Below are 24,038 nucleotides of genomic sequence, written 5' to 3'. Positions count from 1 at the left end.
GCTAGGCAATAAGCTGTATTCATTCGAAAAGCTCGGCATGCGTTCCTGCCCGGACGAAGATGATCTGTGCTGCCGCGCCGGTTCCCTCCAGCCTGTAGATCAGCAGGGAATCGCCGCCGACATGACACTCACGATGGTCGGCCCAGTCGCCGGCCAGCGAATGATCCAGCCACTCCGGACCCAGCGGCACATCGTTGGCGATCAGCAGCAGCATGACCTCCTTCAGCCGCTTCATGTCGTAGCGGCCTGAGTGCGAAAGGCGCGTCCAGTCCTTGACGAAGACCTTGGTGCGATCCGAAGCCCTGGGCAGGACTGCGCGCTTATCGCCCGGCGCCTTCCTCAAGTTCATGAATCAGTGCTTCACTGCGACCAAACCGCGCCTTGCCCATGCTTCTGGCTTCTTCCATGGCCGCACGCGTGTCAGCGTTCGGCGCTCTCAGCGCAAACGGAAGCTGCTGCTCGGCGACGACGCGCGTCAGGAACACGCGGATCGCATCGGACACGGTCAGGCCCATCGCCGCCAGCGTCTCGGTCGCCTGGGCCTTGATGTTCTCGTCCACGCGCACGTGGACCATCGTGGTTGCTGCCATCCCACACTCCTTGGATGATGAGATACATTGTATCTCATTTGCACTTGGATCGAGCTGGGGGGCAGGTCACCTCGTCGCGCTTCTCGATGCCGATATAACCGGCGTCGCCGTGACCGTGGATTTCGTCGCCATGCAGCAACGCGTGGGCCTGGGTGATTTCGGCGACATTGGCGGCAGTCACCACGACGTGATGCACCAGACCGGATTCCGCATCGGTGCCGATATGCGCCTTCATGCCGTGATGCCAGTTGTTGCCCTTCTTGGTTTGATGCATTTCCTCGTCGCGCTTGCGCTCGGCATTCTTGGTCGAACTGGGCGCGGCAATCAGCGTGGCATCCACCGCCGTGCTCTGGCGCAGCATCAGGCCGCGTTCACCGAGCATGGCGTTGATGGCGGCGAAGATTTGCGCGCCAAGGTAGTGCTTTTCGAGCAGATGGCGGAATCGGAGAATCGTGGTTTCGTCGGGCAGCCGGGCGCGAACTTCATCGAGTCGGGCAAATTCGCGGTAAAGCGGCACGTCGTGCAGCGCTTCTTCCATGGCCGGGTCGCTCAGACCGAACCATTGCTGGACGAAATGAGTCCGCAGCATGGTGTCGAGCGGGATCGGCGGGCGCCCGCCGTTGGGTTTGGGCCTGGAGTAATAGGGCTCGATTAGTGCGAACAGCATCAGCCAAGGGACGACTCGCTCCATTTCTTCGAGAAACTGTCGCTTACGCGTGCGTTTGGTCGAGGCGAGATTCAGATCCAGCTGCGCTTGCTTCATGACGGCTCCTTCAACTGCGGATGGGGTCAATCATGCGGGAGTTGGGGGGCAGACTTTTCTTAGATTAATTGCAAGTGATGGGTATGCTGAGATACAGGCCTTGGTGGTGCGAAAGGCAAGTCAGAGACAAGGTGTGGGGAGTAGCTTAGGGATGCTCTTCACAACGCCTCTCAGGACGCGACTTCCGTATTTCGGGCGTGAAGTCGCGTAGATCACCGAGGTACGTCGTTTCCGATGCTGTTTTACTTGCCAAAAGGACGATATTTATCGCCTGGGCAGCGACTCAATCGGGCTCCGCATTCCCTTTCCACTTGTTCATACCGCCTGCGCCAACTGCCGGCGCGCCATGAAGATTCGCCAGCGCGAGCAGCGAGTGAATCTGCGCGGTGTTCTTTTCCAGTCCGCAATAGCGAACCTTGGTGACTCCGAACTGCCGCTTGATGATCCGGAACGGATGCTCGACCCGCGCCCGGACTTTCGAGATCAGGTGATTGATCTGGCGATCCACTTGCCAGCGCGGCTCGCCCGGCGTCTTGCGCAGGGCAATACCGAGAAACTGCCCGCGCTCGGCGCAGTGCCCGTGAATGTCGGGATAGTCACAGCCGCGATCCGCCCACACGGCGGTTTCCTCGCTATGCAGCAGATCATCGAAACGGCATTTGTCGTTGACGCTGGCGGTGCTGGTGACGACGGTGTGCACCAAGCCCAATTCGGCATCGATGCCGATATGGGCCTTCATGCCGAAGTACCACTGCTGGCCTTTCTTCGTCTGCGTCATGTCCGGATCGCGCTGGCCGTCGGCGTTCTTGGTTGAACTCGGGGCGTTGATGATCGTGGCGTCCACGATCGTGCCGGTGCGCAGGATCAGGCCGCGCGACTTGAGTAATTGCCGGACTTCGGTGCCGATGGTTTCGGTGAGCCTGTGCTTTTCCAGCAGGTGAAGGAATCGCAGGATCGAGGTGTCGGAAGGAATGGCGTCGTCAATCAGGCTCAGGCCGGCAAAGCGGCGCATCGATTCGCTTTCATGCAACTCGTCTTCCATTGCCGGATCGGACAGCGCGAACCATTGCTGCATGAAGTACACGCGCAGCATCGCTTCCAGCGGCAGTGTCGGGCGGCCGCCGCGCGGGTTTGTCTTTGGGTAATGCGGTTCGATCACCGCTATCAACTGCACCCACGGGATTACCGTATCCATCTCGCCGAGGAACTTCTTCTGCCGCGTTACGCGCTTCTTGTTGGCGTAGTCGAGCGAGGCGAAGGTCATCTGCTTCATGGGCGGCTCCGGATCAAGGTGCGGCTATTGTCGATGCTTGGGTGAGGTTGTGAAGAGCATCCTTAGTTCGGGCTGCTATCGATTGGGCATTCAGATATGGCTATGAGCGTATTCGCTTGTGCTCCGGAGTTCATCGACAGGATGGGCGCCGATTTTATGAATCTTTGGGTTTCGAGCGGAAGCGGCCCAGTTATGCTCTTGAAATCAAAGCATAGTCGTATGTGTAATGGAATAAGCCTGCTCGAAAATCTTCCTCAAGAGTAACTGTGCCGCATGCGGGTTGCTTGGCGATCTGAATCATCATTGCGGCATGCCTATGGACTCGTAATCGCGCATCATGCGGTGACAATGCGCCCTCCAACTGAAGGGAGTGTGCTCATTTCGGAGTGAAGGCGCGGCAGCACTTCGATTGCCAATCTGGCCTTCTTAAACGTAAGTGCGAGCAAGTTGTCGTCTAAGTGATTCGGTGTTTATCGACGCAATTTCTTGGTTGAAATTTCTATTGTAGTAATGATTGAGTGCAAGTACTTTGCCGTGGGTCAATGTGCAAAATGCCAGCTTTATTTTTGAATGAGGGATGCTGCCAGAGTAAGCTCGAACATTGATGATGCAGGTTTCGATAGCTTGCAACGTTATCGGCTCGGTCGGTTCTAAGGCATAGAAACGGTAGGCAGTTTCGCCAAGGCGAGGTTCAATTTCAAAGACAAGTAATTCATGCCCATCAAGGTTAACTCGTACTATTAGCAGGCATCGGGGGATGGGGTGGCGCAGTATTCCTAAGCCCCGTGGTGCTGAGAAAACAAACTCCCAGCCCTGGACTGGTAACCCTAGTCTGAGTGCACTCAGTTGATCCTCTGATGCAAGGCTCCAGCAATTCACGCCGTTTCGCGCTTGCTTGAGCTTCGAAAACTCAGGGGGGGCTATCACTTCATAGGCACTGATCCGGCCAGCCTCTTGCAGAGCATCGAGTGCATCTAGAAACAGCTGGAGATGTGGGGCAAGGCGGCGATCGTGCGACTCGGCTACGAGGGGTGCTGGTTTCTCTTCCCCAGGTGCTGTACTGCCAGCGGACAGCGTCAGTGCAGGAGGTGCAGCGGGAGGGCGTTGCGTACCCAGGTACTCCTTGTGCGACAACTTTTTCTGCAGTTCGTGTAGTGGCCGATTCAAGAATTCGAAGGCGGCACCTTCCACCCTATTGTCCGGCGCACCTTTGAATGCATCTGAATGGTGGTCAAGGACAATGTCCTCGTTGAGCAAGACAAGCCTTCGATTGCCTGCGTGGTAGGTCTCAGGGATTCGTTCTGGATTTGGGTTTGGGCTTCGAAGGTTACTGTTTGCGATTTCGCTGAAGATCTGCTGGTCGGGGAACGGCCAACTGGTCCCTTCGATACTTGTGACGAGGAAACGGTGACCAGCTTCCGCAGATGGTCGATGCGCTCGCAAAGAAAAACCGCGAATCAGCATCTCGAACGGCTTGTTGCTCCACTGGTAAGGCATCTTGGCGTCGGCGAACCAGTGCCTTGCTCCGTCAGCGCGAACACTATGCGTTTGCCGATCAGCGCTCGCGTGGATCGCGTTTGCGCACGCTCTCGCGTACTCGTCGAAGTAGAGCAACGCTAGGCGAACAGCGTGATCACGGGTGAGTCCAGCCTGCACAACGATGTTCCATGCGCCCGTCTCGTTGTTTCGGTACGTGCCGATACCCGAGTCGTATCTAGCGGTGCTGATCACGGCATTCAGCGTGGTGTCCCAAGGGCCGCTACAGATCGCGTTCGCTAGCTTGGTGTGAAAACCGTAGAAGGTGCGGAGGATGACGGAGCACGGAATGATGTATTCCAGTCTTCCCGTTCTGATCCTCATGCATCGAGAGCCGATGGCTTCGCGCTGCCTCCCTAACTCGAACTCGAAGCGGTTGAGGACGCGGTAGCTACCGCTGCTCCACCCGTCGGGTGGACTGCTTTCATCGAAAATTCCGCAGTACGCGACATGGCTGCTTTCGGAAAGCGAGATTCTTTGCTCCTCCTGCCTGAGTGCGCCGACGACGCTGGTACCGCACAGAATGTCTCCGATGTTCAGCAGTGGCAGCATGCCAGTCAGGACTGGCCTGGGTGATGCCCACGTTATCGCGTGTTCTGCAGCGGCTCCTGGCCGTCGTCCGATGACGTAACTTATTTCTCTTGGCGAGAGGTGAGCAAGTTCGGCCAAATCCGATTGGTCGAGTTTCTGCAAGACGAGGTGGATTCGAGGTGAGCTAAGAAGCCCACGGCCGAGCGAAATGCCGTCAATCCACTTCAGGAGCCACAGGCCGGTATGCAGAGCCTGGGTCTCTTCGAGAACCTTCTTCAATGCTGTGTGTGCTAATCGAGATAGCCCAGCCTAGCTGGTCGCAGCAATTACTGTCTAGTCGCGCTTTTAGGTGTTATTCACAGCCGCCGCCCACGAGCGCGACCGTCGACGCGCTGTGATGCGGCCGACGCACCACCACGCGACCTAAGTTGCCGGCGTCGAACTGGCCGGCGAGGCTCAGCAGCGCGGCCGATTCGAGCGCGGCGCGCTCGTCGAGCGGCGGCAGGATGGAGGCGAGCCGCGCGGCCAGCATGCTCTTGCCGGTGCCCGGCGGGCCGGCCAGCAGCAGGCTGTGCGCGCCGGCGGCGGCGATCTCCAGCGCGCGGCGCGCCTGGGCCTGGCCCTTGACGTCGGCGAGATCGGGGCCGGTGACGGGACACGGCGTGAAGTCGGGCTCGACGCGCGTGATGCCACCTGAACCGCAGAGCGCGTTGCACACGTCGAGCAGGGTGCGGGCCGCGAACACGCTGCCATCGGCGACGAGGCAGGCTTCGCGGGCGCTGGCCTCGGGCAGCACGAGACCGCGCGCGGGCGGAGGGGCGGGAGCGCCGGTGGTCTCCGTCGGCCGATCACCGACGCGGGCACCGTTGGCGAGGCCGATTGCCACCGTGGCGCCGGTGCGCGGCGCTGCCGCCAGTCGGGCCTCGCGGCGCGCGAGCGCGATCGCCAGCGCGCCACGGATCGGCCGCAGCTCGCCCGACAACGACAGCTCGCCCGCGAATTCGTACCTGTCGAGATCGTCGCCGGCGATCTGGCCGCTGGCGGCGAGGATGCCGAGCGCGATCGGCAGGTCCAGCCGTGCGCTTTCCTTGGGCAGGTCGGCCGGCGCGAGATTGACCGTGATGCGCCGCGCCGGAAACTCGAAGCCCGCGTTGAGCAGGGCGGCACGCACGCGATCCTTGGCCTCGCGCACTTCGGCCTCGGGCAGGCCCACGAGCGTCATGCCAGGCAGCCCGTTGGCCAGATGGACCTCGACCAGCACCTCCGGCGCCGTCATCCCGAGCAGGGTACGGCTGCGGACGACGGCGAGGCTCATCGGCGGACGGGGCGAATGTGACCGGGACGGGCGATCAGGCGGCCGGCGTGTCGCGGCCGGCTTCGAGCGAGGCAATTCGGGCTTCGAGTTCGGCCACCTTCGCGCGAGTACGCGCGAGGATCTCGGCCTGCACTTCGAATTCCTCGCGCGTCACCACATCGAGTTTCGCGAGTCCTTGCGTGAGGGTCGCGCGCAGATTGCGATCGACATCGGCGACGGGCGAATTGCGCATGAAATCAGCGAGCTTCTGCTGGAAGTCGTCGAGGAATGCCGGCTTGGACATGAGGGGCTTTCGTATTCGGATACAGGGAATTGGAGTGTAACGGCCCGAATGTTTGTCCATTTGTGACAGCTTTCATTCGGCTTTTGCATGCTGCTGGTGCGAAAAGCAGTCGTGCACCATGTTGACCGCCTTGCTTGGTGCAATTCGCGTGCTTCATGCACCAAGCTGGATGTCACCTGACTGGGGACTTCATCGAGGTTAGTCGTGACTTTCTTGGCATACGTCTTGCTGCCTGTGACCTCGGCTTGCCCGGTCGGGTCAACGAGTCCGATTGGTTAATTACACACGGAGAAAAGAACGTGAAGAAGATTGTTCTCTCGCTTGCCATCACGGCTGCGTTCGGCGGCATCACCTCGCTTGCACATGCCCAGGAAGCATCCGAATGGAGCTTTGCCGGCAATGCCGGTCTGGTCAGTGACTATCGTTTCCGCGGTTTTACTCAAACCAATTACAAGCCGGCGTTCCAGGGCGGTTTCGACCTCGCCCATGCGAGCGGCTTCTATATCGGCAACTGGAACTCGAATGTCGAGGAAAGCCTGTATTCGGGCGCCTCGCTCGAGATGGACTTCTACGCCGGCTACAAGGGCACGTTCCAGGACGTCGGCTACGACGTCGGCTACTACTACTACGCCTACCCGGGCACCGGCGCCAACGGCGCCACCCACTACAAGAACGGCGAGATCTACGTGGGCACGAGCTACGGCCCGATCTCGGCCAAGGCCTGGTACGCCACGACCAACTACTTCTCGCTCAAGAACGATTCGACGGGCAAGGACAGCAAGGGCTCGTACTACCTGGAGCTCAACGGCGCCTACGAAGTCGCCCAGGGCGTGACGGTGCTCGGCCACGTCGGCTGGCAGAAGATCAAGAACGGCACGAGCCTGCTCGACCGTGACGGCTTCAACGCCAAGACCGACAACGTCACCGACTGGAAGATCGGCGCCACCAAGGACGTGAGCGGCTGGCTGCTCGGTCTGGCGGTCGTCGGCACCAACGAGAAGGACCTGATCGCCACGGGCTCCCCGCTGCGTGACGGTGGCAAGACCGGCGTCGTCGCGTCGGTCGCCAAGACGTTCTGATTTCCCGCGCGCCGGTCTTCGGCGCGCTCCAACCCGAGGCTTCTCATGAAACTCATCACTGCCATCATCAAGCCGTTCAAGCTTGACGAAGTCCGTGAAGCCCTCTCGACCATCGGTGTGCAGGGCATCACCGTTACCGAGGTCAAGGGCTTCGGTCGCCAGAAAGGCCATACCGAGCTGTATCGCGGTGCCGAGTACGTCGTCGATTTCCTGCCCAAGGTGAAGATCGAGGCGGCGGTGGACGACAGCCTCGTCGAGCGCGCGATCGAATCGATCGAAGGTGCCGCGCGCACCGGCAAGATCGGCGACGGCAAGATTTTCGTTTACGACCTCGAACAGGTCGTCCGCATCCGCACCGGCGAGACCGGCAAGGACGCGCTCTAAACCTCCCCGGGGACTATCAAAATGACACGAACCCTGAGTTCACTCCTCGCCGCGGCCGTCCTGACGGCCGGTCTCGGCTTTTCGTCGGTGCAGGCGCAGGACAAGCCGGCTGATGCTCCCGCTGCGACGGCTCCGGCCGCCGAAGCTCCCGCCGCGCCGGCCGCCGCTCCGGCTGTCGAGGCTCCCGCCGCCGCCGAGGCGCCGGCCGAGGCCGCCGCTGCCCCGACCCTCACGGTCAACAAGGGCGATACCACCTGGATGATGGTCTCGACCCTGCTGGTGCTCATGATGACCGTCCCCGGTCTGGCGCTGTTCTACGGCGGCCTGGTCCGCTCCAAGAACATGCTGTCGGTGCTGATGCAGATCTTCGTCGGCGCGTCGCTGATGCTGGTGCTGTGGGCCATCTACGGCTACTCGCTCGCGTTCACGCCGGGCAACCCGTTCTTCGGCAGCCTCGACAAGCTGTTCCTGAAGGGCGTGACGCCGGATTCGATCGCCGCCACCTTCAGCAAGGGCGTCGGCATCCCCGAACTCGCGTTCATCGTCTTCCAGGGCACCTTCGCGGCCATCACCCCCTGCCTGATCGTCGGCTCGCTGGCCGAGCGCATCAAGTTCTCGGCGGTGCTGCTGTTCATGGTCATCTGGTTCACGTTCGCCTACCTGCCGGTCGCGCACATGGTCTGGTACTGGGACGGCCCCGACGCCATCACCGACGCCGCGTCGCTCGAAGCCGTGACGGCCAACGCCGGCTTCATGTGGGCCAAGGGCGCGCTCGACTTCGCGGGCGGCACGGTCGTGCACATCAACGCGGGTGTCGCCGGTCTGGTCGGTGCCTACTTCCTGGGCAAGCGTGTCGGTCTCGGCCGCGAATCGATGGCTCCGCACTCGGTCGTGCAGACGATGGTCGGCGCCGCGCTGCTGTGGGTGGGCTGGTTCGGCTTCAACGCCGGCTCGAACCTCGAAGCCACCGGCACCGCCACCCTGGCCTTCGCCAACACGCTGTTCGCCACCGCCGCCGCCTGTGTCGCCTGGACGCTCGGCGAATGGCTCGGCAAGGGCAAGCCGTCGATGGTCGGTGCCGCTTCGGGCGCCGTCGCCGGTCTGGTCGCGATCACTCCGGCCTGCGGTTTCGTCGGCCTGAACGGCGCGCTCATCATCGGCCTCGTGTCGGGCTTCATCTGCCTGTGGGGCGTCAACGGCCTCAAGCGCATGCTCGGCGCGGATGACTCGCTCGACGTGTTCGGCGTGCATGGCGTCGGCGGCATCGTCGGCGCGCTGCTGACCGGCGTGTTCGCGGCGCCCTCGCTCGGCGGTACCGGCGTGTACGACTACGTCGCCAATGCCGTGAACCCCGACTACTCGATCGCTGCCCAGGTCTGGATCCAGGCCCAGGGCGTGCTGACCACGGTCGTGGTCTCGGGCGTCGTGTCGATCATCGGCTTCTCGATCGTCAAGGTCGTCGTCGGCCTGCGCGTCCCGGAAGAGGAAGAGCGCGAAGGTCTCGACCTCACGACGCACGGCGAATCGGCCTATCACTCGTGATCGGTCGGGCCACTGCCGCAAGGTGGCGGCCAGCCAGTGAAAAAGGGCGCTTCGGCGCCCTTTTTCTTTGCGCGCCTCGTACGCGAGGCGGTTCACGGGGACGCGCGGCGCAGGGGGCGAAGCGGCCGCTCGCGGCCTGCCGCCGACCCTCGGGAACGCAGGGGTAAGCGGCGCCGGGAGCGCGGAATGTCTGCGCTACACTGACCCGACCCTATCTCACCTCCCCAGGCGATTCATGGTCCCCCACCTCGTTACCGCCAATCCCGGACCGATCCTGGAGCTCGAAAAAAAGCTGCTCGACTCGAATGCGGCCATCGAGCGCTGGTTCCGGCTGCAATGGCAGGCGCATCAGCCGCCGTTCTATGCCTCTGTCGATCTGCGCAACGCGGGCTTCAAGCTCGCGCCGGTCGATACCAACCTGTATCCCGGCGGCTTCAACAACCTGAGCGAGGCGATGCTGCCGCTCGCGGTGCATGCCGCCCAGTCGGCGATCGACGTCATCTGCCCCGACGCGCGCAGCCTGCTGCTCATTCCCGAGAAGCACACGCGCAACCAGTTCTACCTGCGCAACGTGGCGCGCCTGCAGGCGATCCTGCGCCAGACCGGCCTCGACGTGCGCCTCGGCACCATGGCCGAGGACGTGACCGAGCCCTTTCGCGTCGAGCTGCCCGAAGGCATCGCGCTCGACATCGCGCCGGTGCAGCGCCACGGCAACCGCGTCGGCCTCGACGGTTTCGACCCTTGCGCGGTGCTGCTCAACAACGACCTGTCGGCCGGCACGCCCGGCATCCTCGCCGGCATCGACCAGCTGGTGCTGCCCGCGCTGCACGCCGGCTGGACGCAGCGCCGCAAGAGCAAGCATTTCGCGGCCTATGACGTGGTGGTCGAGTCGTTCTCGCAGCTGCTCGGCATCGACCCCTGGCTCATCAACCCGTACTTCGGGCGCTGCGGCGAGGTGAACTTCCAGGACAAGACCACCGCCAACGAATGCCTCGAATCGAACGTGGAGGCGCTGCTGTTCCGCATCCGCGCCAAGTACCGCGAATACGGCATCAGCGAGAAGCCCTTCGTCATCGTCAAGGCCGACGCCGGCACCTACGGCATGGGCATCATGACCGTGAAGGACCCGTCCGAAGTGCGCGAGCTGAACCGCAAGCAGCGCAACAAGATGGCGGTGGTGAAGGACGGCCTGCAGGTGACCGAGGTCATCATCCAGGAAGGCGTCCACACCATCGAGCGCGTGAACGAGGGCGTGGCCGAGCCGGTCGTGTACATGATCGACCGCTACGTGGTCGGCGGCTTCTACCGCGTGCATGCCGAGCGCGGTACCGACGAGAACCTCAACGCGCCGGGCATGGAGTTCGTGCCGCTGCCGTTCGCGTCGGACTGCTGCATGCCGATCTGTACCGCGCGTCCCGGTGACGAGGCGCCCAACCGCTTCTACATGTACGGCGTGGTCGCGCGGCTCGCGGCGCTCGCGGCGGCGGTCGAGCTGCAGATGACCGATCCGGCCAACACCGCCGGCATCGTGCCGACACTCGTCACCGAAGCCGCCTGATTCCCGGCGCGGCCCGGCCGCGCATCCTTCACCGCGCGGCGCGGGCCGGTCGGCCGACCTCGGCGCACCGGCCCGCGCCGCCGAACCGCCTCCGCCCGCCATGCGCATCGCCTTCATCGCCGACCCGCTCGAACAGTTCCGCATCTACAAGGACTCCACCTTCGCGATGATGGAAGCCGCCGCAAAACGCGGCCATGAACTGTGGGCCATCCTCCAGCCCGACATGGCCGTGGTGGACGCGCGCGTGGTGGCGACCGCGCGGCGCATCGTGCTCACCGGCGTGGCGCACGACAGTGAGCCGCACGACCCGCGCGCCGACTGGTTCGCCGTGGCCGAGACGGCCGACATCGCGCTGGCCGACTTCGACGCCGTGGTCATGCGCAAGGATCCGCCGTTCGACATGGAATACGTCTATTCCACGTTTCTGCTCGAACGCGCCGAGGCCGAGGGCGCGCGCGTATTCAACAAGCCGCGCGCCATCCGCGACCACAACGAGAAGCTCGCGATCACCGAATTCCCGCAGTACACGGCGCCGACCATCGTCACGCGCAGCCTGGAGCGCGTGCGCGCCTTCCACGCCGAGCACCGCGACGTGATCCTCAAGCCGCTCGACGGCATGGGCGGCATGGGCATCTTCCGGGTGCGCGACGACGGGCTGAACCTCGGCTCCATCTTCGAGACGCTCACCCGCGACGGCGCCCGCACGATCATGGTCCAGCGCTACATCCCCGAGATCGTCGATGGCGACAAGCGCGTGCTGCTCATCGCCGGCCAGCCCGTGCCCTTCTGCCTCGCGCGCATCCCGATGGCGGGTGAGACGCGCGGCAACCTCGCCGCCGGCGGCACCGGCGTCGCCCGCCCGCTGAGCGAGCGCGACCGCGAGATTGCCACCGGCCTTGCGCCCACGCTGTGGGCGCGCGGACTGATGCTCGTGGGCCTCGACGTGATCGGCGCCAACCTCACCGAGATCAACGTCACCTCGCCCACCTGTTTCAGAGAAATCATGGACCAGACCGGCTTCGACGTTGCCGGCATGATGATCGACGCCATCGAGCGGGCGCGCGCGGCGGGTTGACCACAGCCGCGCGCGCCCCGATTGCGGCGGCGCGCCGACCGGGCACACTGCGCCCAACCGTCGTGGTTCCGGGCACCGGCCTGGCCTCGCCGCAGCAAGCCGCTCCCGTCGCACGGCCGCAAGGCGCGACGCCAGCCAACCTCACCGCGCCCGCCATGATCGGAATCCTCCTCGTCGCCCACGCACCGCTCGGCGAAGCCTTTGCCGCCGCCGCGCGCCATGTCTTCGGCGAGGTGCCGCGGCTGGCCGTCATCGACGTGCTGCCCGACGCGCCCACCGGCCCGATGATCGAGCGCGTCGCTGCCTGCGTCGAGGCGGTGGGCGATGGCGACGGCGTGCTGGTGCTGACCGACCTGTTCGGCGCGACGCCCTGCAACATCGCCGCCAACGTGGCCGACAGCCAGACCAAGGTCATCTCTGGCGCGAACCTGCCGATGCTGCTGCGCGCCATCTCCTACCGGCGCGAACCGTTGAGCGTGATGGCCGAAAAGGTGGTGACGGGCGGCTCGCTCGGCATCGTGCAGGTGGGTTCGCGCGCCCCGCAAAGGCAGGCGGTAGTACCCGACGGGACACGCGAGTCGCTGCGCAGTTACCATCAACAGCAGCAACAACAATAAGTCGTCCGCCACGCCGGACCGGGAGAGTTTCCCCATGGCGACAGCCACTATCATCATTCCCAACAAGCTCGGTCTGCATGCGCGTGCATCGGCCAAGTTCACGCAGACCGCCGGCAAGTTCCGCAGCGAGATCACCATCGCGCGCAACGGCAGGGCCGTGAACGGCAAGAGCATCATGGGCGTGATGATGCTGGCCGCGGGCATGGGCACGGAGGTGGTGCTCGAAGCTAAGGGCGCCGACGAGGCCGAGGCGCTGGCGGCGCTCGTCGCCCTCATCGAAGACAAGTTCGGCGAAGGCGAGTGAGGCCGGCATGACCTTCGCGCTGTACGGCAACGGCGTATCGCGAGGGGTGACGATCGGCCGCGTGCTCTGCATCGACGACGCGCACGACGACATCACCCACAGCCCCGTCTCGTCGGCCGAACGCGGCGCCGAGGCCGAGCGGCTGCGCAGCGCCTTCGAGACCGTGCGCGAAGACTTCCAGCACCTGCGCCTGCATGTGCCGAGCAAGGCGCCCAACGAGCTGCGCGCCATCCTCGAAGTCCACATGATGCTGCTCGACGATCCGGCCCTCATCGACGCTGCGGTCGGCCTGATCGAGACGCGCGGCATGAACGCCGAGTGGGCGCTGGTCGAGACCGCCGACCTGCTCGCCGAGCAGTTCGACCGCATGGACGACCCCTATCTGCGCGAGCGCAAGCACGACGTGCTGCAGGTGGTGGCGCGGGTGCGCAAGGCGCTCGCCGGGCACCGCCGCATCACCGCGCCGCCGCTCGACGACCTGCCGCCCATCGTCATCGCGCGCGACGTGGCGCCGGCCGACATGATCGAGTACCGCCACATGGCCGAAGGCGCGCAGAAGGCGGCGGGCTTCATCACCGAGGCGGGCGGCCAGACATCGCACACCGCCATCCTCGCGCGCAGCATGGGCGTGCCGGCGGTGGTGGGCGTGCGCGGCGCGCTCGACCGGCTGGTCGATGGCGACCTCATCGTCATCGATGGCGAGCAGGGCGTGATCGTGGTGCAGCCCGACCGCCAGGTGCTCGACTGGTACCGCGCCCGGGTGCTGCGCCAGTCCGACGAGAAGGCCGCGCTCGGCGCGCTGCGCTCGCGCGCCTGCGTCACGATCGACGGCCGGCTCATCGAGCTGCACGCCAACATCGAGCTGCCCGAGGACGCGATCGCCGCCATCAACGTCAACGCCTCGGGCGTCGGTCTGTTCCGCTCGGAGTTCCTGTTTCTCGACCGCGACGAACTGCCCGACGAGGACGAGCAGTTCGACGCCTACCGTCGCGCCGTCTCGGCCATGGGAGGGCGGCCGGTCACGATCCGCACCATCGACATCGGCGCCGACAAGATGCTGCGCGTGCCCGACAAGCGCATGGACGGCACCGAGAATCCTGCGCTCGGCCTGCGCGCGATCCGCTACAGCCTGGCCGAGCCGAAGATGTTCCGCGCCCAGCTGCGCGCCATCCTCCGCGCCGCCGTGTACGGGCCGGTGCGCATCCTGCTGCCGATGATCAGCTCGGTGCGCGAGGTCGAGGCGGCGCGCGAGCAGATCGTCCGCGCCCGCGCCGAACTGACCCAGCGCGGCCAGCCCGTGCCCGACGACGTGCCCGTCGGCGGCATGATCGAGATCCCCGCCGCCGCCGTCGCGCTGCGCGCCTTCACGCCGGTGCTCGACTTCCTGAGCATCGGCACCAACGACCTCATCCAGTACACGCTCGCCATCGACCGCGCCGACGCCACCGTGGCCGACTACTACGACCCGCTCCATCCCGCCGTGCTCGCGCTCATCGCGCGCACGATCGAGGAGGGCGAGCGCGCGGGCGTGAGCGTGTCGGTGTGCGGCGAGATGGCCGGCGATCCGCTGCTCGCGCCGCTGCTGCTCGGCATGGGACTGCGCAACTTCTCGATGCATCCGGCGCAGATCCCCTACGTCAAGCAGGCGCTGCTCGCCTGCCGCCACGACGAGGCGCGCCAGCTCGCCGACGCGGTACTGGCCGAGAACGATTCGCGCGTCATACGCAGCCTCCTGGCGGCCGCGCGGCCAGCGGCGCTGCGCGCCGCCGCCTGAACCGGGCGCCCGGTCGATCATGGCTTTCGACGCAGGCGCCACCGGCAGCTACATCGCCTCGGGTCTCGGCGCGGATGCCGACGACAGCGACGTGCTCGCAGGCTTCGCGCGCGCTTTTCCCGACGTGCTCTGGGTCAAGACGGCCGACGCGCAGCGGCTGCTGTGGGTGTCGCAGACGGTGGAGAGCATCGCCGGCTACCCGGCGGCCGATCTCGTCTCGGGCCGGCGCCAGTGGGAGGACTTCGTTCATCCGGACGACCACTCGCGCGTGCTCGCCGCGATGCGGCGCGCGCCCGAGGGCCAGTTCGACGAGGAGTACCGCATCGTCACGCGCGGCGGCGCCACGCGCTGGATGCGCGACCGTGCCTTCCCGCTGCTCGACGATGCCGGCCGCGTGAGCCGCGTGATCGGCGTGTGCACCGACATCACCGCGCACAAGGAACGCGCCCGCAGCATGCGGGCCGTGCAGCACCGCTTCCAGGCGATGGTCGAATGGTCGGACGACGTGTTCATGGTGCTCGACAGCCATGGCGTGGTGCTGTACGTGAGCGGTTCGCATGAACGCAACTTCGGTCTCGGCGCCGCCGACGTCGTCGGGCGTCCGCTGGCCGCGCGCATCCATGCCCATGATCTCGACCATGCGCGCCGGCTCGCCGCCGAGCTCATGAACCTGCCCGGCAGCCGCAGCTCGGGCCGGCTGCGGCTGCGGCGCGGCGACGGCAGCTACGCCATCGTCGAGGGCACGGCCAGCAACCTGCTGCACAACCCCGACATCGGCGCGATCCTGCTCAACTACCGCGACGTGACCGCGCGGCACGAGGCCGAACTGGCGCTGCAACGCGCCAACGCCGAGCTGCAATGCCTCAACGCCGAACTCGAATCGCGCGTCGCCGCGCGTACCGCCGAACTGGAACGGCGCGGCAACGAACTGAGCGTGCTGGCCGCGCGCAACGCCGCCCTGGTGGCCGCGCTGCCCGACCTGATCCTGCGCTACGGCATCGACGGCACGTTGCGCGAGATTTCCGGCAACCACCAGCACCTGATCGCGCCGGCCGAACAGCTGGTCGGGCGCGGCATCTTCGAGCTCGGCCTGCCGCCCGATGTCGCGCGGGTCCAGCTCGACTGCTTCAACCGCGCGCATGAGACCCGCACCACCGAGGTCTGCAACTACAGCCTCATGATCCGCGGCGAGCTGCTCGACTTCGAGGCGCGCGTGTTCCGCAGCGCCGACCAGGAAGTCGTGGCTGTCGTGCGCGACGTGACCGACCGCCGCCGCGCCGAGCGCCGTATCAGCTATCTCGCGCGCTTCGACGCGCTCACCGGCCTCGCCAACCGCGCCTCGCTGCGCGTCGAGCTGGCCGCGATGATCGACACCGCCCGCCGCGAGCAGGCCGGCGTGTGCGCGCTCTTCCTCGACCTCGACGGCTTCAAGCGCATCAACGATTCGCTCGGCCACATCGCCGGCGACGAGTTGCTGCGCACCGTCGCCAACCGGCTCAAGCGCGCACTGCCGGCCGACAAGGCGGGCGGGGCGCTCGCGCGTGCCGGCGTGGCCGGGCCGGCGTCGGTGCTTGACCCGCTCGGCGGCGCGCCCATCTTCGATCCGGCCGCGACGCGCCATCTGGCCGCGCGTTTCGGCGGCGACGAGTTCGTCGCCATCGCCTACCTGCCGCGCGGCGTCATGCTCGACTCGCACGCGCGCATGCTCGGCCACGCGATCATGACCGCCATCTCGCCGCCCATGACCATCGCGCGCCAGCGCGTGGGCGTGACGCCGTCCATCGGCATCGCGCTGTTCCCGGCCCATGCGCGCGGCGCCGACGAACTGCTCCAGCGCGCCGATGGCGCCATGTACGCGGCCAAGGCCGCCGGCAAGGCCTGCGTCTGCATGGCCGGCGAAGCGGCGCCGCCGGCCGGAACGCCCGGGGCCGGCGGCTAGAATCCGCCCCCATGTCAGCCGCCCTGTCCCAACCGGCCCTCGACGCCGACGAAACCCTGCACAGCACGCCCCGCGTGTACCGCTTCAGCGCGCCGCTGCCGCTCGCCTGCGGCATCTCGCTGGCCGATTACGAACTCGTGGTCGAGACCTACGGCGAACTCGACGCCGACCGTTCCAACGCCGTGCTCATCTGCCATGCGCTCAATGCCTCGCACCACGTCGCGGGCGTGGACGACAAGGGCGAGCGCGGCTGGTGGGACAACATGGTCGGTCCCGGCAAGGCCGTGGATACGCGGCGGTTCTTCGTCATCGGCGTCAACAACCTCGGATCGTGCTTCGGCTCGACCGGGCCGCGCAGCGCCAATCCCGCCACCGGCAAGCCCTGGGGCGCCGACTTCCCGGTCGTGACGGTCGAGGACTGGGTCGATGCCCAGGCCCGCCTGCTCGACGTCATGGGCATCGAGAAGCTCGCGGTGGTGATGGGCGGCTCGCTCGGCGGCATGCAGGCGCTGAGCTGGTCGATCCGCTATCCCGAGCGCGTCGCGCACTGCGCCGTCATCGCCAGCACGCCGCGCCTGAGCGCGCAGAACATCGCCTTCAACGACGTGGCGCGCACCGCCATCCTGTCCGACCCCGACTTCCACGGCGGCCATTACTACGAGCACGGCGTGGTGCCGGCGCGCGGCCTGCGCGTGGCGCGGATGATCGGCCACATCACCTACCTCAGCGACGACAGCCTGGCCGAGAAGTTCGGCCGCGACCTGCGCGCGCTGGCCGACGGCGCGCCGCGCGAGGGCTACGGCTTCGGCTTCGGCGTCGAGTTCGAGATCGAGAGCTATCTGCGCTACCAGGGCGAGAAGTTCAGCCGCTACTTCGACGCCAACACCTATCTGCTCATCACCAAGGCGCTCGACTACTTCGATCCGGCCGGCCGCCACGGCGGCGACCTCACGCGGGCGCTCGCGCCCGCGCGGGCGAAGTTTCTCGTCGCCAGCTTCACGACCGACTGGCGCTTCTCGCCCCAGCGCAGCCGCGAGATCGTGCAGGCGCTCGTCGCCAACGGCCGCGAGGTGAGCTACGCCGAGATCGACGCGCCACACGGCCACGACGCCTTCCTGCTCGAAGACCCGCGCTACCACGCGGTCGTGCGCAACTGGTTCGAGGGCATTGCCGCCGACCTCGCCGCGCGGACGCCTGCAAGCGCTGTCACGCTCGATCTGCAAAGGCTTGCAACATGACGACCCGCACCGCCGGCCCGAGCGCCGCCCACCTCGCCGCGACCGCAACCAGCGCCACGATCGCCGCGCCGGCCGTGCCCGCCACCGGCGCCACGGCCGGCCGCGCCCGGTCCGCCCTGCCGCCCGCCGCGCGTCCGCCGCTGCGCCCGCTGCGCACCGATCTCGCCTTCATCGCCGACTGGATCGCGCGCGGCTCGCGCGTGCTCGACCTCGGCTGCGGCGACGGCACGCTGCTCGCCCACCTGCAACGCGAGCGCGGCTGCACCGGCTACGGCATCGACCGCGACGACGCCAAGGTCGCCGCCTGCGTGCGCAACGGCGTCAACGTGATCCAGCTCGACCTCGACCACGGCCTCGGCCTGTTCGGCGACGCGAGCTTCGACACCGTGGTGCAGCTTCAGAGCCTCCAAGCGATGGTGAAGGTCGAGCGCAACCTGCGCGAGATCGGCCGCGTCGGGCGCGAGGCCATCATCAGCTTTCCCAACTTCGGCTTCTGGCAGCACCGCGTCGCGCTGGCGCTCGGCCGCATGCCGGTGAGCGAAAGCCTGCCCTACGAGTGGTACGACACGCCCAACATCCGCTGCGCGACCATCCGCGACTTCGAGGTGCTGGCGCGCAAGACGGGCTTCGAGATCCTCGACTGCGTGGCGCTCGACGGCCACGGCCGGCCGGTCACGCTGCTGCCCAACCTGCTCGGCACGCTGGCCGTCTTCCGGCTGCGCAAGGCGGGCTGAGCCGGCCGGCGCGCCGCCGCGCCCGCGCCTCTGGCGCGCCGTCGCGTCTGCCGGCGGCCTGACGCCCCGCGTCCCACAGCCGTCCGGCCGGCGCGCCGACAGCCGCCCGCGCCCGGCGCGCCAACCATGGCCGCTCCCGTCCCGCGAGGAGCCCCGCCATGCAGGCACATACGCCCAACGTCCCGCCGATTCCCGACACCGAGCCCGAGACGCCGCCCGACATCGTCCCGCCGCCGGTGCCGATCGAGGAACCGCCGCCGCCCGATCTCCCGCCCGTGGTCGATCCGCCCGCCTCGCCGCCGATGGGCTGAATGCCGACGGGTCGGACGCGTCGGCCGAGGGATCGCCGACCGGCCGCCTCGGGCCTGCCGGACGGCGCGCCGAGTGCCGCGAGCCGGCCACCGCCCATCGCCAGCGAAGCCACGGCCGGCATCGCCGCTTGTCGCATCGCGGGCGCGCTCGTCGGAATGCGGTGCCGGAGTGCGCATCGGGAAAGCTCGTGCAAGGGATAACCCCGGCCGACCGTGCGGCGCGCACGGGCCGGGTCGCAGGCCCGGCGCAACAACGACACGAGACCCGTCCGATGACTCTTCGCATGCGCAAGCCCGGCGCGCTCTGGCCGGCCCTCGCTCTCGGCATGACGCTCGCCGGCTGTGGCGGTGGCGGCCCGCCTGGCGTCTGGGTTGACCCGAATGCCACGCCCGCGTCCAGCCCCACGCCCGCCAGCCCCGCGCCGACCACGGCGGTGCCCGACCAGTACCTCCCGGCGCTCGCCAGCGCCAATACCGATACCGCCGTCAGCCTGCTCGGCGTCAATCCGCTCGCGGCGGCGACGCCCGGCCTGAATGCCGCGCTCACCGATGCCAACGGCGGCCCGACCACCATCTATTCCGACCCGGCCTACACCGGCACCAGCGCCGTCCACACCACTGCCGCCTACGGCTTCGACGCCGGCGCGCGCAGCTACACCTACCAGGGCGAGACCCGCGCCTATTACGTGAGCGGCGGGCGCATCTACCGCGCCAGCCTCGTCGGTAGCGAAAGCCGCACGCCGGTGCAGCTGTCCTACGTCAGCAACGCCTGCTTCGTCGAGCACCACTACCAGGGCAATGCCGCCGCCACCGACAACTGGGTCGGCGTCTACACCTGGGGCGCCGACGGCAAGTGCTCGACCATGGCCGACGCCAGCTTCGTGATGGTGCGCGACAACGCCACCAGCAGCACCGCGCCCACCTACTTCCCGTCGGGCACCAACCATGCCGAGATCGTCACCGACGAGAACGGCAAGGCGCTCGGCTTCGTCGTGCTGATCTCGGGCGCGCTCAGGTTCTACAACTGGTCGATGAGCCTGATCGGCGACGTCGCCAACGGCGCCGGCGGCTTCTGGCACTTCGGCTGGATCGGCGAGCTGGGCGGGCAGAAGACCGCCTACCTGCTCGTCAACGGCTCGCCCACGAGCGTCCGCGCGCTCACCTATACGGCGGGCGGCGCCACGCTCAGCCCCAGCCTCTACAGCTTCAGCGGCATTCATCCGACCAGCGTGCCCGGCATCGGCGGCTGGGACGCCGCCTGGTTCGCCGACGGCAACAAGCTGCTGCGCCTGACCGGCACCTCGGCCGCGACGACCGCCGCCACGCTCGCGAGCGGCGGCAGCATCACCGCGCTCGGCGGCACCACGAACTTCATCGTGCTGCGCTTCGTCGCGGCCGACGGCACGGTGTCGGTGTGGTCGGTGCCGCGCGCCGGCGGCGGCGCGGTCAGGCTCGACATCCCGTGGACGGCGGCCAATGGCCACACCGCGCCGCTCGCGCTCGACGCGGCCGGCGACACGATCGTGTTCACGCGCGCGCTCGGCTCGGGGCTGGTGGACATCGCCGCCATCGACGCCGACGGCAGCAACGCACGCACCCTGGTGGCGGGCGTGGTGCCGGTCGGCAGCGTGCGGCCCGCCAGCGCCAGCCCGCTCGACACGCCGGTCGATTCCACCGGCTACGGCGTCAACGCGCGGTCGCGCGCGCCGGGCCAGCCCGAGGCCGCGCCGCTCGGCGGCCAGCTCGCCTCGGTGCTGTACTGCGTGCCCGCGAGCGGCCGTGGCGACTGCGCGGGCGGCACGCTCACCCAGTACGACATCACCGGCGGCACGCTCACCACGCTCGGCACGATCCCGGCCGTGACCGACGGCAGCACGCTGCGGGCCTGGGCCGACGCCACGAGCGCCAGGCCGTTCACGGTCGCGGTGCTGCGCAGCGGCTCGGCCTCGACGCTGCGCGACGTGTACGTGGCGACGGCCGGCAGCGCCGGCTCGCTCGCGACGGTGGCGAGGCACTGACGGCGACGCGGCCGGCGACCGGTCTTGCCGCGCTGCCGGCCATGACGCCTCCGGCGACCACTGCGTCATGGCCGTCGGCCCGCCGCGGCGCAAAGCCCCCACGGAGTGCCGGCCTATCATGGCCGCCACTCCTCCCACCGCCGCCGAGCCATGACCACGCCCCCCGCCACCGACCCCAACGGCTACGACGACGTCCCCTACCGCAGCCAGGCCTTCGTCCAGACCCATCCCGACCGGCTCGCCACGCTCGCGTGCGTGTTCGGCCTCAACCCGCCCGACGTCGCCACCTGTCGCGTGCTCGAACTCGGCTGCGCGGCCGGCGGCAACCTCATCCCGCTCGCGGTCGCGCTGCCCGGCGCGCAGTTCGTCGGCGTGGACCTGTCGCAGCGACAGGTGGAGGAAGGGCAGGCCGCGATCCGCAAGCTCGGCCTCACCAACGTGCGCATCGAGCACGCGTCGATCATGGACATCGACGCGAGCTGGGGCGAGTTCGACTACCTCGTCTGCCACGGCGTGTTCAGCTGGATTCCGCCCGAGGTGCAGGACAAGGTGCTCGACCTCGCCGCGCGCAGCCTCGGCCCCGAGGGCGTCGCCTACATCAGCTACAACACCTTCCCCGGCTGGCACCTGCGCGGCAGCGTCCGCCATCTGCTCGGCTACACCGGCGACGCCAGCCGCAGTCCCGCCGAGCGCGTCGCCGGCGCCCGCGCCACGCTGCGCCTGATGCTCGACGCCGTGCCCGCCGACGGCAACGCCTACGGCCGCCAGCTGCGCGCCGAGCTGGAACAGCTCGACGGCTCGCCCGACTGGTACCTGTTCCACGAGCATCTGGAGCCGAACAACGCGCCGATGTGGTTCCACGAATTCGTCGAGCGCGCCGGCCGCCACGGCCTGCAATACCTCGCCGAGGCCGACTTCCAGACCATGCTGCCCACGGGCCTGCCGCCCGAGACGGTGGCGAAGCTCCAGGAAACGAGCGCCGATGTCGTGCAGTTCGAGCAGAAGCTCGACTTCCTGCGCAACCGCCATTTCCGCCAGACGCTGCTGTGCAAGGCCGACCGCGAGGTGCAGCGCGGCCTCGCGCCGACGGCGGTCGCGGGCATGTGGATCGCGTCGGCGGCGCAGTTCGAGCCGGCGGCACCGGGGGCCGACGCGGGCGCGGCCACGCCCGCCAGCGCCACGCCCGCCGACGCCCCGCGCCCGCCGCTCGACCTGCGCCCCGGCGTGCCCGCCGCCTTCGCGCTGCGCCAGGGCGAGCGCGTCACGGCGCGCGGCGGCAGCCAGAACCCGCTCACCAAGGCCGCGCTCGGCCTGCTGGCCGAACGCTGGCCGCTCGGCTGGCGCTTCGACGAACTGGTCGCGGCCGCCGCCGAGCGTGCCGGCCAGTGGGTGCCGCCCGCGCTCGCCGGCGTGCATGCGCGGCTGCTGACGCAGGAGCTGATGCAGGCCTTCGTCGGCGGGCTGGTCGAGCTGCGCGCCTGGCAGCCGCCCTGCGCCGTCGCCGCGCCGGGCCGGCCGCTGCCCGTGAAGCCCGTCGCCAGCCCCTGGGCGCGGCATGAAGCCGAGGGCGACGAACTCGTCACCAACCTGCGCCATGACGTCATCAAGCTCGTGCCCTTCAGCCGCGCGCTGCTCGGCCTGCTCGACGGCACGCGCGACCGCGCCGACCTCGTGCGCGCGCTCGACGCCCGCGTCGCCGACGGCAGCCTCGCGCTGCCGCAAACGCCCGAGCCGCCCGCCGACCCGCAGCTGCGCCGCGCCCACGTCGCCGCCTGGGTCGATGACAGCCTCGCGCGGCTTGCCGGTTATTCGCTGTTGATGGGCTGAGGCGCATGGCGTCTGCGGTGCGTGCCCGGAGGCGCCGCGCCGGGCCGGCGCCCGCGCGGACGGGGTCGGCGCTCCGGGTCATCGGCATTTCAGAAGGGCGCCGTTCCCGCCGTAATCCGGCCATCAACCGATGCCGGCGCCAGCGCCGGCCCGACGGTCGCGCCTTTTGTCCGGCCACGCCCGCCGCCACCTTCCGCCCGTCCGGCGAGCCATGAGCCTCCCGTCACCGTCCAGCCTTTCCCTGCCTGCCCGCGCCTTCGCTGGCGCGCTCGCCGTCTTCACCTGGGCCAGCCTCGTGTTCCAGCTCGTGCTGGCGCTGGAGTACAGCCTCGGCATCGGCCGCACGCTGCCCGCCGCGCTCGGCGTGTACTTCGGCTATTTCACGATCCTCACCAACGGGCTGGTCGCGCTCGCCGCCAGCTTCGGCGCGCTCGCGCCCGCGTCGCCGGCCGGGCGCTGGCTGCTGCGGCCGCGCGTGTCGGGCGGCATCACGGCGGCGATCGTGCTCGTGGGCCTCGGCCATCACTTCCTGCTGCGCGCGATGGCGCCCGACGCCGGCCCGCAATGGCTGGCCGACACGCTGCTGCACTACTGCACGCCGCCCGCGTGGTGCCTCTGGTGGTGGTGGGCCGCGCGCAGCCAGCCGCTCGCGTCGCGCGACGTGGCGCTCTGGTGCGGCTATCCGGTCGGCTACTTCGTCATGACCCTGCTGCGCGGCGCCGTCACCGGCCTCTACCCCTATCCCTTTCTGGAACTGCCCGTCATCGGGCTGGAGCGCACGCTGGTCAACGCCTTCGCGCTGCTGGGCGTGTTCGCGGCCACGGGCTATGCGCTGGTCGCGCTCGACCGCCTCGCGCGGCGCGCCAGCCATCTCGCGCGCAGCACATCCCAGCCCCAGTGATAGACGTAGGAGTAGGGCAGAAAGAACAGCACCATGCCCACCTCCAGCGCGAAGGCCTCGGCCAGCCCGATCTCCAGCCACCACATCGCCAGCGGCAGCGTCAGCGCGAACAGCCCGGCCTCGAACAGCAGCGCGTGAACCACGCGTGCCGCCACCGTCTTGCTGCGGCCGGCGCGGCGCAGCAGCGCGTCGAAGCCGGTGTTGAAGCCCACGTTCCACACCAGCGCGATCAGGCAGTTGGCGAAGGTCAGCACGCCCATCTCGCCCATGCCCGTACCCATGGCCCAGGCAAACAGCGGCGTGGCGATGACGATGGCGAGCGCTTCGAACACCAGCGCCTGGCAGATGCGCTCGGCGCGCGACTTGTGCAGCGACATGACGACCCTCGACAGCGTGTTGCGGCGCGGCAGCCCGCGCGAGGCCGCGATGATGGCCGACTTGCCCAC

At 67.8% G+C, this 24,038-nt stretch carries 21 protein-coding genes and 3 pseudogenes; 16 read left to right on the top strand and 8 right to left on the bottom strand.

Annotated features, from left to right (window positions below):
- Window positions 1–19: 19 nt before the first annotated feature.
- The 4 genes and pseudogenes from H566_RS0113700 to H566_RS25085 form a co-directional block, all read right to left on the bottom strand.
- Window positions 20–349, bottom strand: coding sequence for a type II toxin-antitoxin system YafQ family toxin (locus tag H566_RS0113700; RefSeq protein ID WP_028311883.1), 330 nt, complete (start codon window positions 347–349; stop codon window positions 20–22).
- Window positions 321–590 (bottom strand): type II toxin-antitoxin system RelB/DinJ family antitoxin, encoded by a 270-nt coding sequence (locus H566_RS0113695; RefSeq protein ID WP_028311882.1) that lies wholly within the window; start codon window positions 588–590, stop codon window positions 321–323. The genes H566_RS0113700 and H566_RS0113695 overlap by 29 nt, the downstream gene beginning before the upstream one ends.
- Window positions 591–660: 70 nt before the next feature.
- Window positions 661–1,353: pseudogene (locus H566_RS25090) on the bottom strand (IS5 family transposase); the annotation flags it as partial.
- 283 nt (window positions 1,354–1,636) lie between these two features.
- Window positions 1,637–2,626 carry an IS5 family transposase gene (locus H566_RS25085; RefSeq protein ID WP_084545096.1) on the bottom strand — a complete coding sequence of 330 codons (990 nt, stop codon included), beginning with the start codon at window positions 2,624–2,626 and terminating at the stop codon, window positions 1,637–1,639.
- A gap of 74 nt (window positions 2,627–2,700) precedes the next feature.
- Here H566_RS25085 and H566_RS30570 point away from each other — a divergent pair.
- Window positions 2,701–2,841: pseudogene (locus H566_RS30570) on the top strand (hypothetical protein); the annotation flags it as partial.
- 211 nt (window positions 2,842–3,052) lie between these two features.
- On the opposite strand, the gene H566_RS29075 reads toward H566_RS30570, so the two are convergent.
- From H566_RS29075 to H566_RS0113665, 3 genes and pseudogenes are all read right to left on the bottom strand, one after another.
- Window positions 3,053–4,972, bottom strand: a complete 1,920-nt coding sequence (locus H566_RS29075; RefSeq protein ID WP_156924438.1) for a hypothetical protein — start codon at window positions 4,970–4,972, stop codon at window positions 3,053–3,055.
- Between the two features lie 82 nt (window positions 4,973–5,054).
- Window positions 5,055–6,008: pseudogene (locus H566_RS25080) on the bottom strand (YifB family Mg chelatase-like AAA ATPase); the annotation flags it as partial.
- 34 nt (window positions 6,009–6,042) lie between these two features.
- A complete protein-coding gene (locus tag H566_RS0113665) occupies window positions 6,043–6,291 on the bottom strand; it encodes an accessory factor UbiK family protein (protein WP_028311881.1) in 249 nt (82 codons plus the stop codon).
- 299 nt (window positions 6,292–6,590) lie between these two features.
- Here H566_RS0113665 and H566_RS0113660 point away from each other — a divergent pair, with 299 nt between their 5' ends.
- The 15 genes from H566_RS0113660 (at window position 6,591) to H566_RS25060 (ending at window position 23,592) form a co-directional block, all read left to right on the top strand.
- A complete protein-coding gene (locus H566_RS0113660) occupies window positions 6,591–7,370 on the top strand; it encodes a TorF family putative porin (protein WP_028311880.1) in 780 nt (259 codons plus the stop codon).
- A gap of 45 nt (window positions 7,371–7,415) precedes the next feature.
- Window positions 7,416–7,754: a P-II family nitrogen regulator gene (locus H566_RS0113655; protein ID WP_028311879.1), complete on the top strand. Its 339-nt coding sequence runs from the start codon at window positions 7,416–7,418 to the stop codon at window positions 7,752–7,754.
- A 21-nt stretch (window positions 7,755–7,775) separates the two neighbouring features.
- Window positions 7,776–9,296, top strand: a complete 1,521-nt coding sequence (locus H566_RS0113650) for an ammonium transporter (RefSeq protein ID WP_051378761.1) — start codon at window positions 7,776–7,778, stop codon at window positions 9,294–9,296.
- Window positions 9,297–9,531: 235 nt separating this feature from the next.
- A complete protein-coding gene (gene gshA / locus H566_RS25075; RefSeq protein WP_051378760.1) occupies window positions 9,532–10,854 on the top strand; it encodes a glutamate--cysteine ligase in 1,323 nt (440 codons plus the stop codon).
- Between the two features lie 100 nt (window positions 10,855–10,954).
- Window positions 10,955–11,929: a glutathione synthase gene (gene gshB / locus H566_RS0113640; protein WP_028311877.1), complete on the top strand. Its 975-nt coding sequence runs from the start codon at window positions 10,955–10,957 to the stop codon at window positions 11,927–11,929.
- Window positions 11,926–12,546: a PTS sugar transporter subunit IIA gene (locus tag H566_RS0113635; protein ID WP_245591359.1), complete on the top strand. Its 621-nt coding sequence runs from the start codon at window positions 11,926–11,928 to the stop codon at window positions 12,544–12,546. Before gshB ends, H566_RS0113635 begins: the two co-directional genes overlap by 4 nt.
- Before the next feature lie 34 nt (window positions 12,547–12,580).
- Entirely contained in the window at window positions 12,581–12,850 is a 270-nt protein-coding gene (locus tag H566_RS0113630; RefSeq protein WP_028311875.1) for an HPr family phosphocarrier protein, read from the top strand.
- Between the two features lie 7 nt (window positions 12,851–12,857).
- A complete protein-coding gene (gene ptsP / locus H566_RS25070; protein WP_051378759.1) occupies window positions 12,858–14,624 on the top strand; it encodes a phosphoenolpyruvate--protein phosphotransferase in 1,767 nt (588 codons plus the stop codon).
- A gap of 19 nt (window positions 14,625–14,643) precedes the next feature.
- Window positions 14,644–16,563: a sensor domain-containing protein gene (locus H566_RS0113620; protein ID WP_028311874.1), complete on the top strand. Its 1,920-nt coding sequence runs from the start codon at window positions 14,644–14,646 to the stop codon at window positions 16,561–16,563.
- An 11-nt stretch (window positions 16,564–16,574) separates the two neighbouring features.
- A complete protein-coding gene (metX, locus tag H566_RS0113615) occupies window positions 16,575–17,801 on the top strand; it encodes a homoserine O-succinyltransferase MetX (RefSeq protein WP_051378758.1) in 1,227 nt (408 codons plus the stop codon).
- Entirely contained in the window at window positions 17,798–18,535 is a 738-nt protein-coding gene (gene metW / locus H566_RS0113610) for a methionine biosynthesis protein MetW (RefSeq protein ID WP_084545095.1), read from the top strand. Before metX ends, metW begins: the two co-directional genes overlap by 4 nt.
- A 158-nt stretch (window positions 18,536–18,693) precedes the next feature.
- Entirely contained in the window at window positions 18,694–18,846 is a 153-nt protein-coding gene (locus tag H566_RS29070; protein WP_156924437.1) for a hypothetical protein, read from the top strand.
- A gap of 272 nt (window positions 18,847–19,118) precedes the next feature.
- On the top strand, window positions 19,119–20,864 hold the full coding sequence (locus H566_RS0113600; RefSeq protein WP_156924436.1) for a TolB-like translocation protein: 1,746 nt from the start codon (window positions 19,119–19,121) through the stop codon (window positions 20,862–20,864).
- 150 nt (window positions 20,865–21,014) lie between these two features.
- The gene (locus H566_RS30390) at window positions 21,015–22,691 is read left to right on the top strand and encodes a methyltransferase regulatory domain-containing protein (protein ID WP_051378757.1); all 1,677 of its coding nucleotides are present in this window, start codon (window positions 21,015–21,017) and stop codon (window positions 22,689–22,691) included.
- Window positions 22,692–22,902: 211 nt separating this feature from the next.
- Complete coding sequence (locus H566_RS25060) at window positions 22,903–23,592, top strand: Pr6Pr family membrane protein (protein ID WP_051378756.1); 690 nt, start codon at window positions 22,903–22,905, stop codon at window positions 23,590–23,592.
- Here the strand turns inward: H566_RS25060 and H566_RS0113585 are convergent.
- Entirely contained in the window at window positions 23,517–23,969 is a 453-nt protein-coding gene (locus H566_RS0113585) for a PACE efflux transporter (protein ID WP_028311870.1), read from the bottom strand. The two genes, H566_RS25060 and H566_RS0113585, sit on opposite strands and share 76 nt — an antisense overlap.
- Between the last annotated feature and the right edge of the window lie 69 nt (window positions 23,970–24,038).

The sequence above is a fragment of the Derxia gummosa DSM 723 genome (assembly GCF_000482785.1).
Taxonomy (GTDB): Bacteria; Pseudomonadota; Gammaproteobacteria; order Burkholderiales; family Burkholderiaceae_E; genus Derxia; species Derxia gummosa.
Note: the sequence above shows the minus strand (reverse complement) of the source record. Positions and strands in the feature narration are given on the sequence as shown.

What these genes read in the sequence shown, in the direction of transcription:
- H566_RS0113700 (WP_028311883.1), bottom strand. Translation starts at nt 349, where the DNA reads ATGAACTTGAGGAAGGCGCCGGGCGATAAGCGCGCAGTCCTGCCCAGG.
- H566_RS0113695 (WP_028311882.1), bottom strand. Translation starts at nt 590, where the DNA reads ATGGCAGCAACCACGATGGTCCACGTGCGCGTGGACGAGAACATCAAG.
- H566_RS25085 (WP_084545096.1), bottom strand. Translation starts at nt 2,626, where the DNA reads ATGAAGCAGATGACCTTCGCCTCGCTCGACTACGCCAACAAGAAGCGC.
- H566_RS0113665 (WP_028311881.1), bottom strand. Translation starts at nt 6,291, where the DNA reads ATGTCCAAGCCGGCATTCCTCGACGACTTCCAGCAGAAGCTCGCTGAT.
- H566_RS0113655 (WP_028311879.1), top strand. Translation starts at nt 7,416, where the DNA reads ATGAAACTCATCACTGCCATCATCAAGCCGTTCAAGCTTGACGAAGTC.
- H566_RS0113650 (WP_051378761.1), top strand. Translation starts at nt 7,776, where the DNA reads ATGACACGAACCCTGAGTTCACTCCTCGCCGCGGCCGTCCTGACGGCC.
- gshA (WP_051378760.1), top strand. Translation starts at nt 9,532, where the DNA reads ATGGTCCCCCACCTCGTTACCGCCAATCCCGGACCGATCCTGGAGCTC.
- gshB (WP_028311877.1), top strand. Translation starts at nt 10,955, where the DNA reads ATGCGCATCGCCTTCATCGCCGACCCGCTCGAACAGTTCCGCATCTAC.
- H566_RS0113630 (WP_028311875.1), top strand. Translation starts at nt 12,581, where the DNA reads ATGGCGACAGCCACTATCATCATTCCCAACAAGCTCGGTCTGCATGCG.
- ptsP (WP_051378759.1), top strand. Translation starts at nt 12,858, where the DNA reads ATGACCTTCGCGCTGTACGGCAACGGCGTATCGCGAGGGGTGACGATC.
- H566_RS0113620 (WP_028311874.1), top strand. Translation starts at nt 14,644, where the DNA reads ATGGCTTTCGACGCAGGCGCCACCGGCAGCTACATCGCCTCGGGTCTC.
- metX (WP_051378758.1), top strand. Translation starts at nt 16,575, where the DNA reads ATGTCAGCCGCCCTGTCCCAACCGGCCCTCGACGCCGACGAAACCCTG.
- metW (WP_084545095.1), top strand. Translation starts at nt 17,798, where the DNA reads ATGACGACCCGCACCGCCGGCCCGAGCGCCGCCCACCTCGCCGCGACC.
- H566_RS29070 (WP_156924437.1), top strand. Translation starts at nt 18,694, where the DNA reads ATGCAGGCACATACGCCCAACGTCCCGCCGATTCCCGACACCGAGCCC.
- H566_RS0113600 (WP_156924436.1), top strand. Translation starts at nt 19,119, where the DNA reads ATGACTCTTCGCATGCGCAAGCCCGGCGCGCTCTGGCCGGCCCTCGCT.
- H566_RS30390 (WP_051378757.1), top strand. Translation starts at nt 21,015, where the DNA reads ATGACCACGCCCCCCGCCACCGACCCCAACGGCTACGACGACGTCCCC.
- H566_RS25060 (WP_051378756.1), top strand. Translation starts at nt 22,903, where the DNA reads ATGAGCCTCCCGTCACCGTCCAGCCTTTCCCTGCCTGCCCGCGCCTTC.
- H566_RS0113585 (WP_028311870.1), bottom strand. Translation starts at nt 23,969, where the DNA reads ATGTCGCTGCACAAGTCGCGCGCCGAGCGCATCTGCCAGGCGCTGGTG.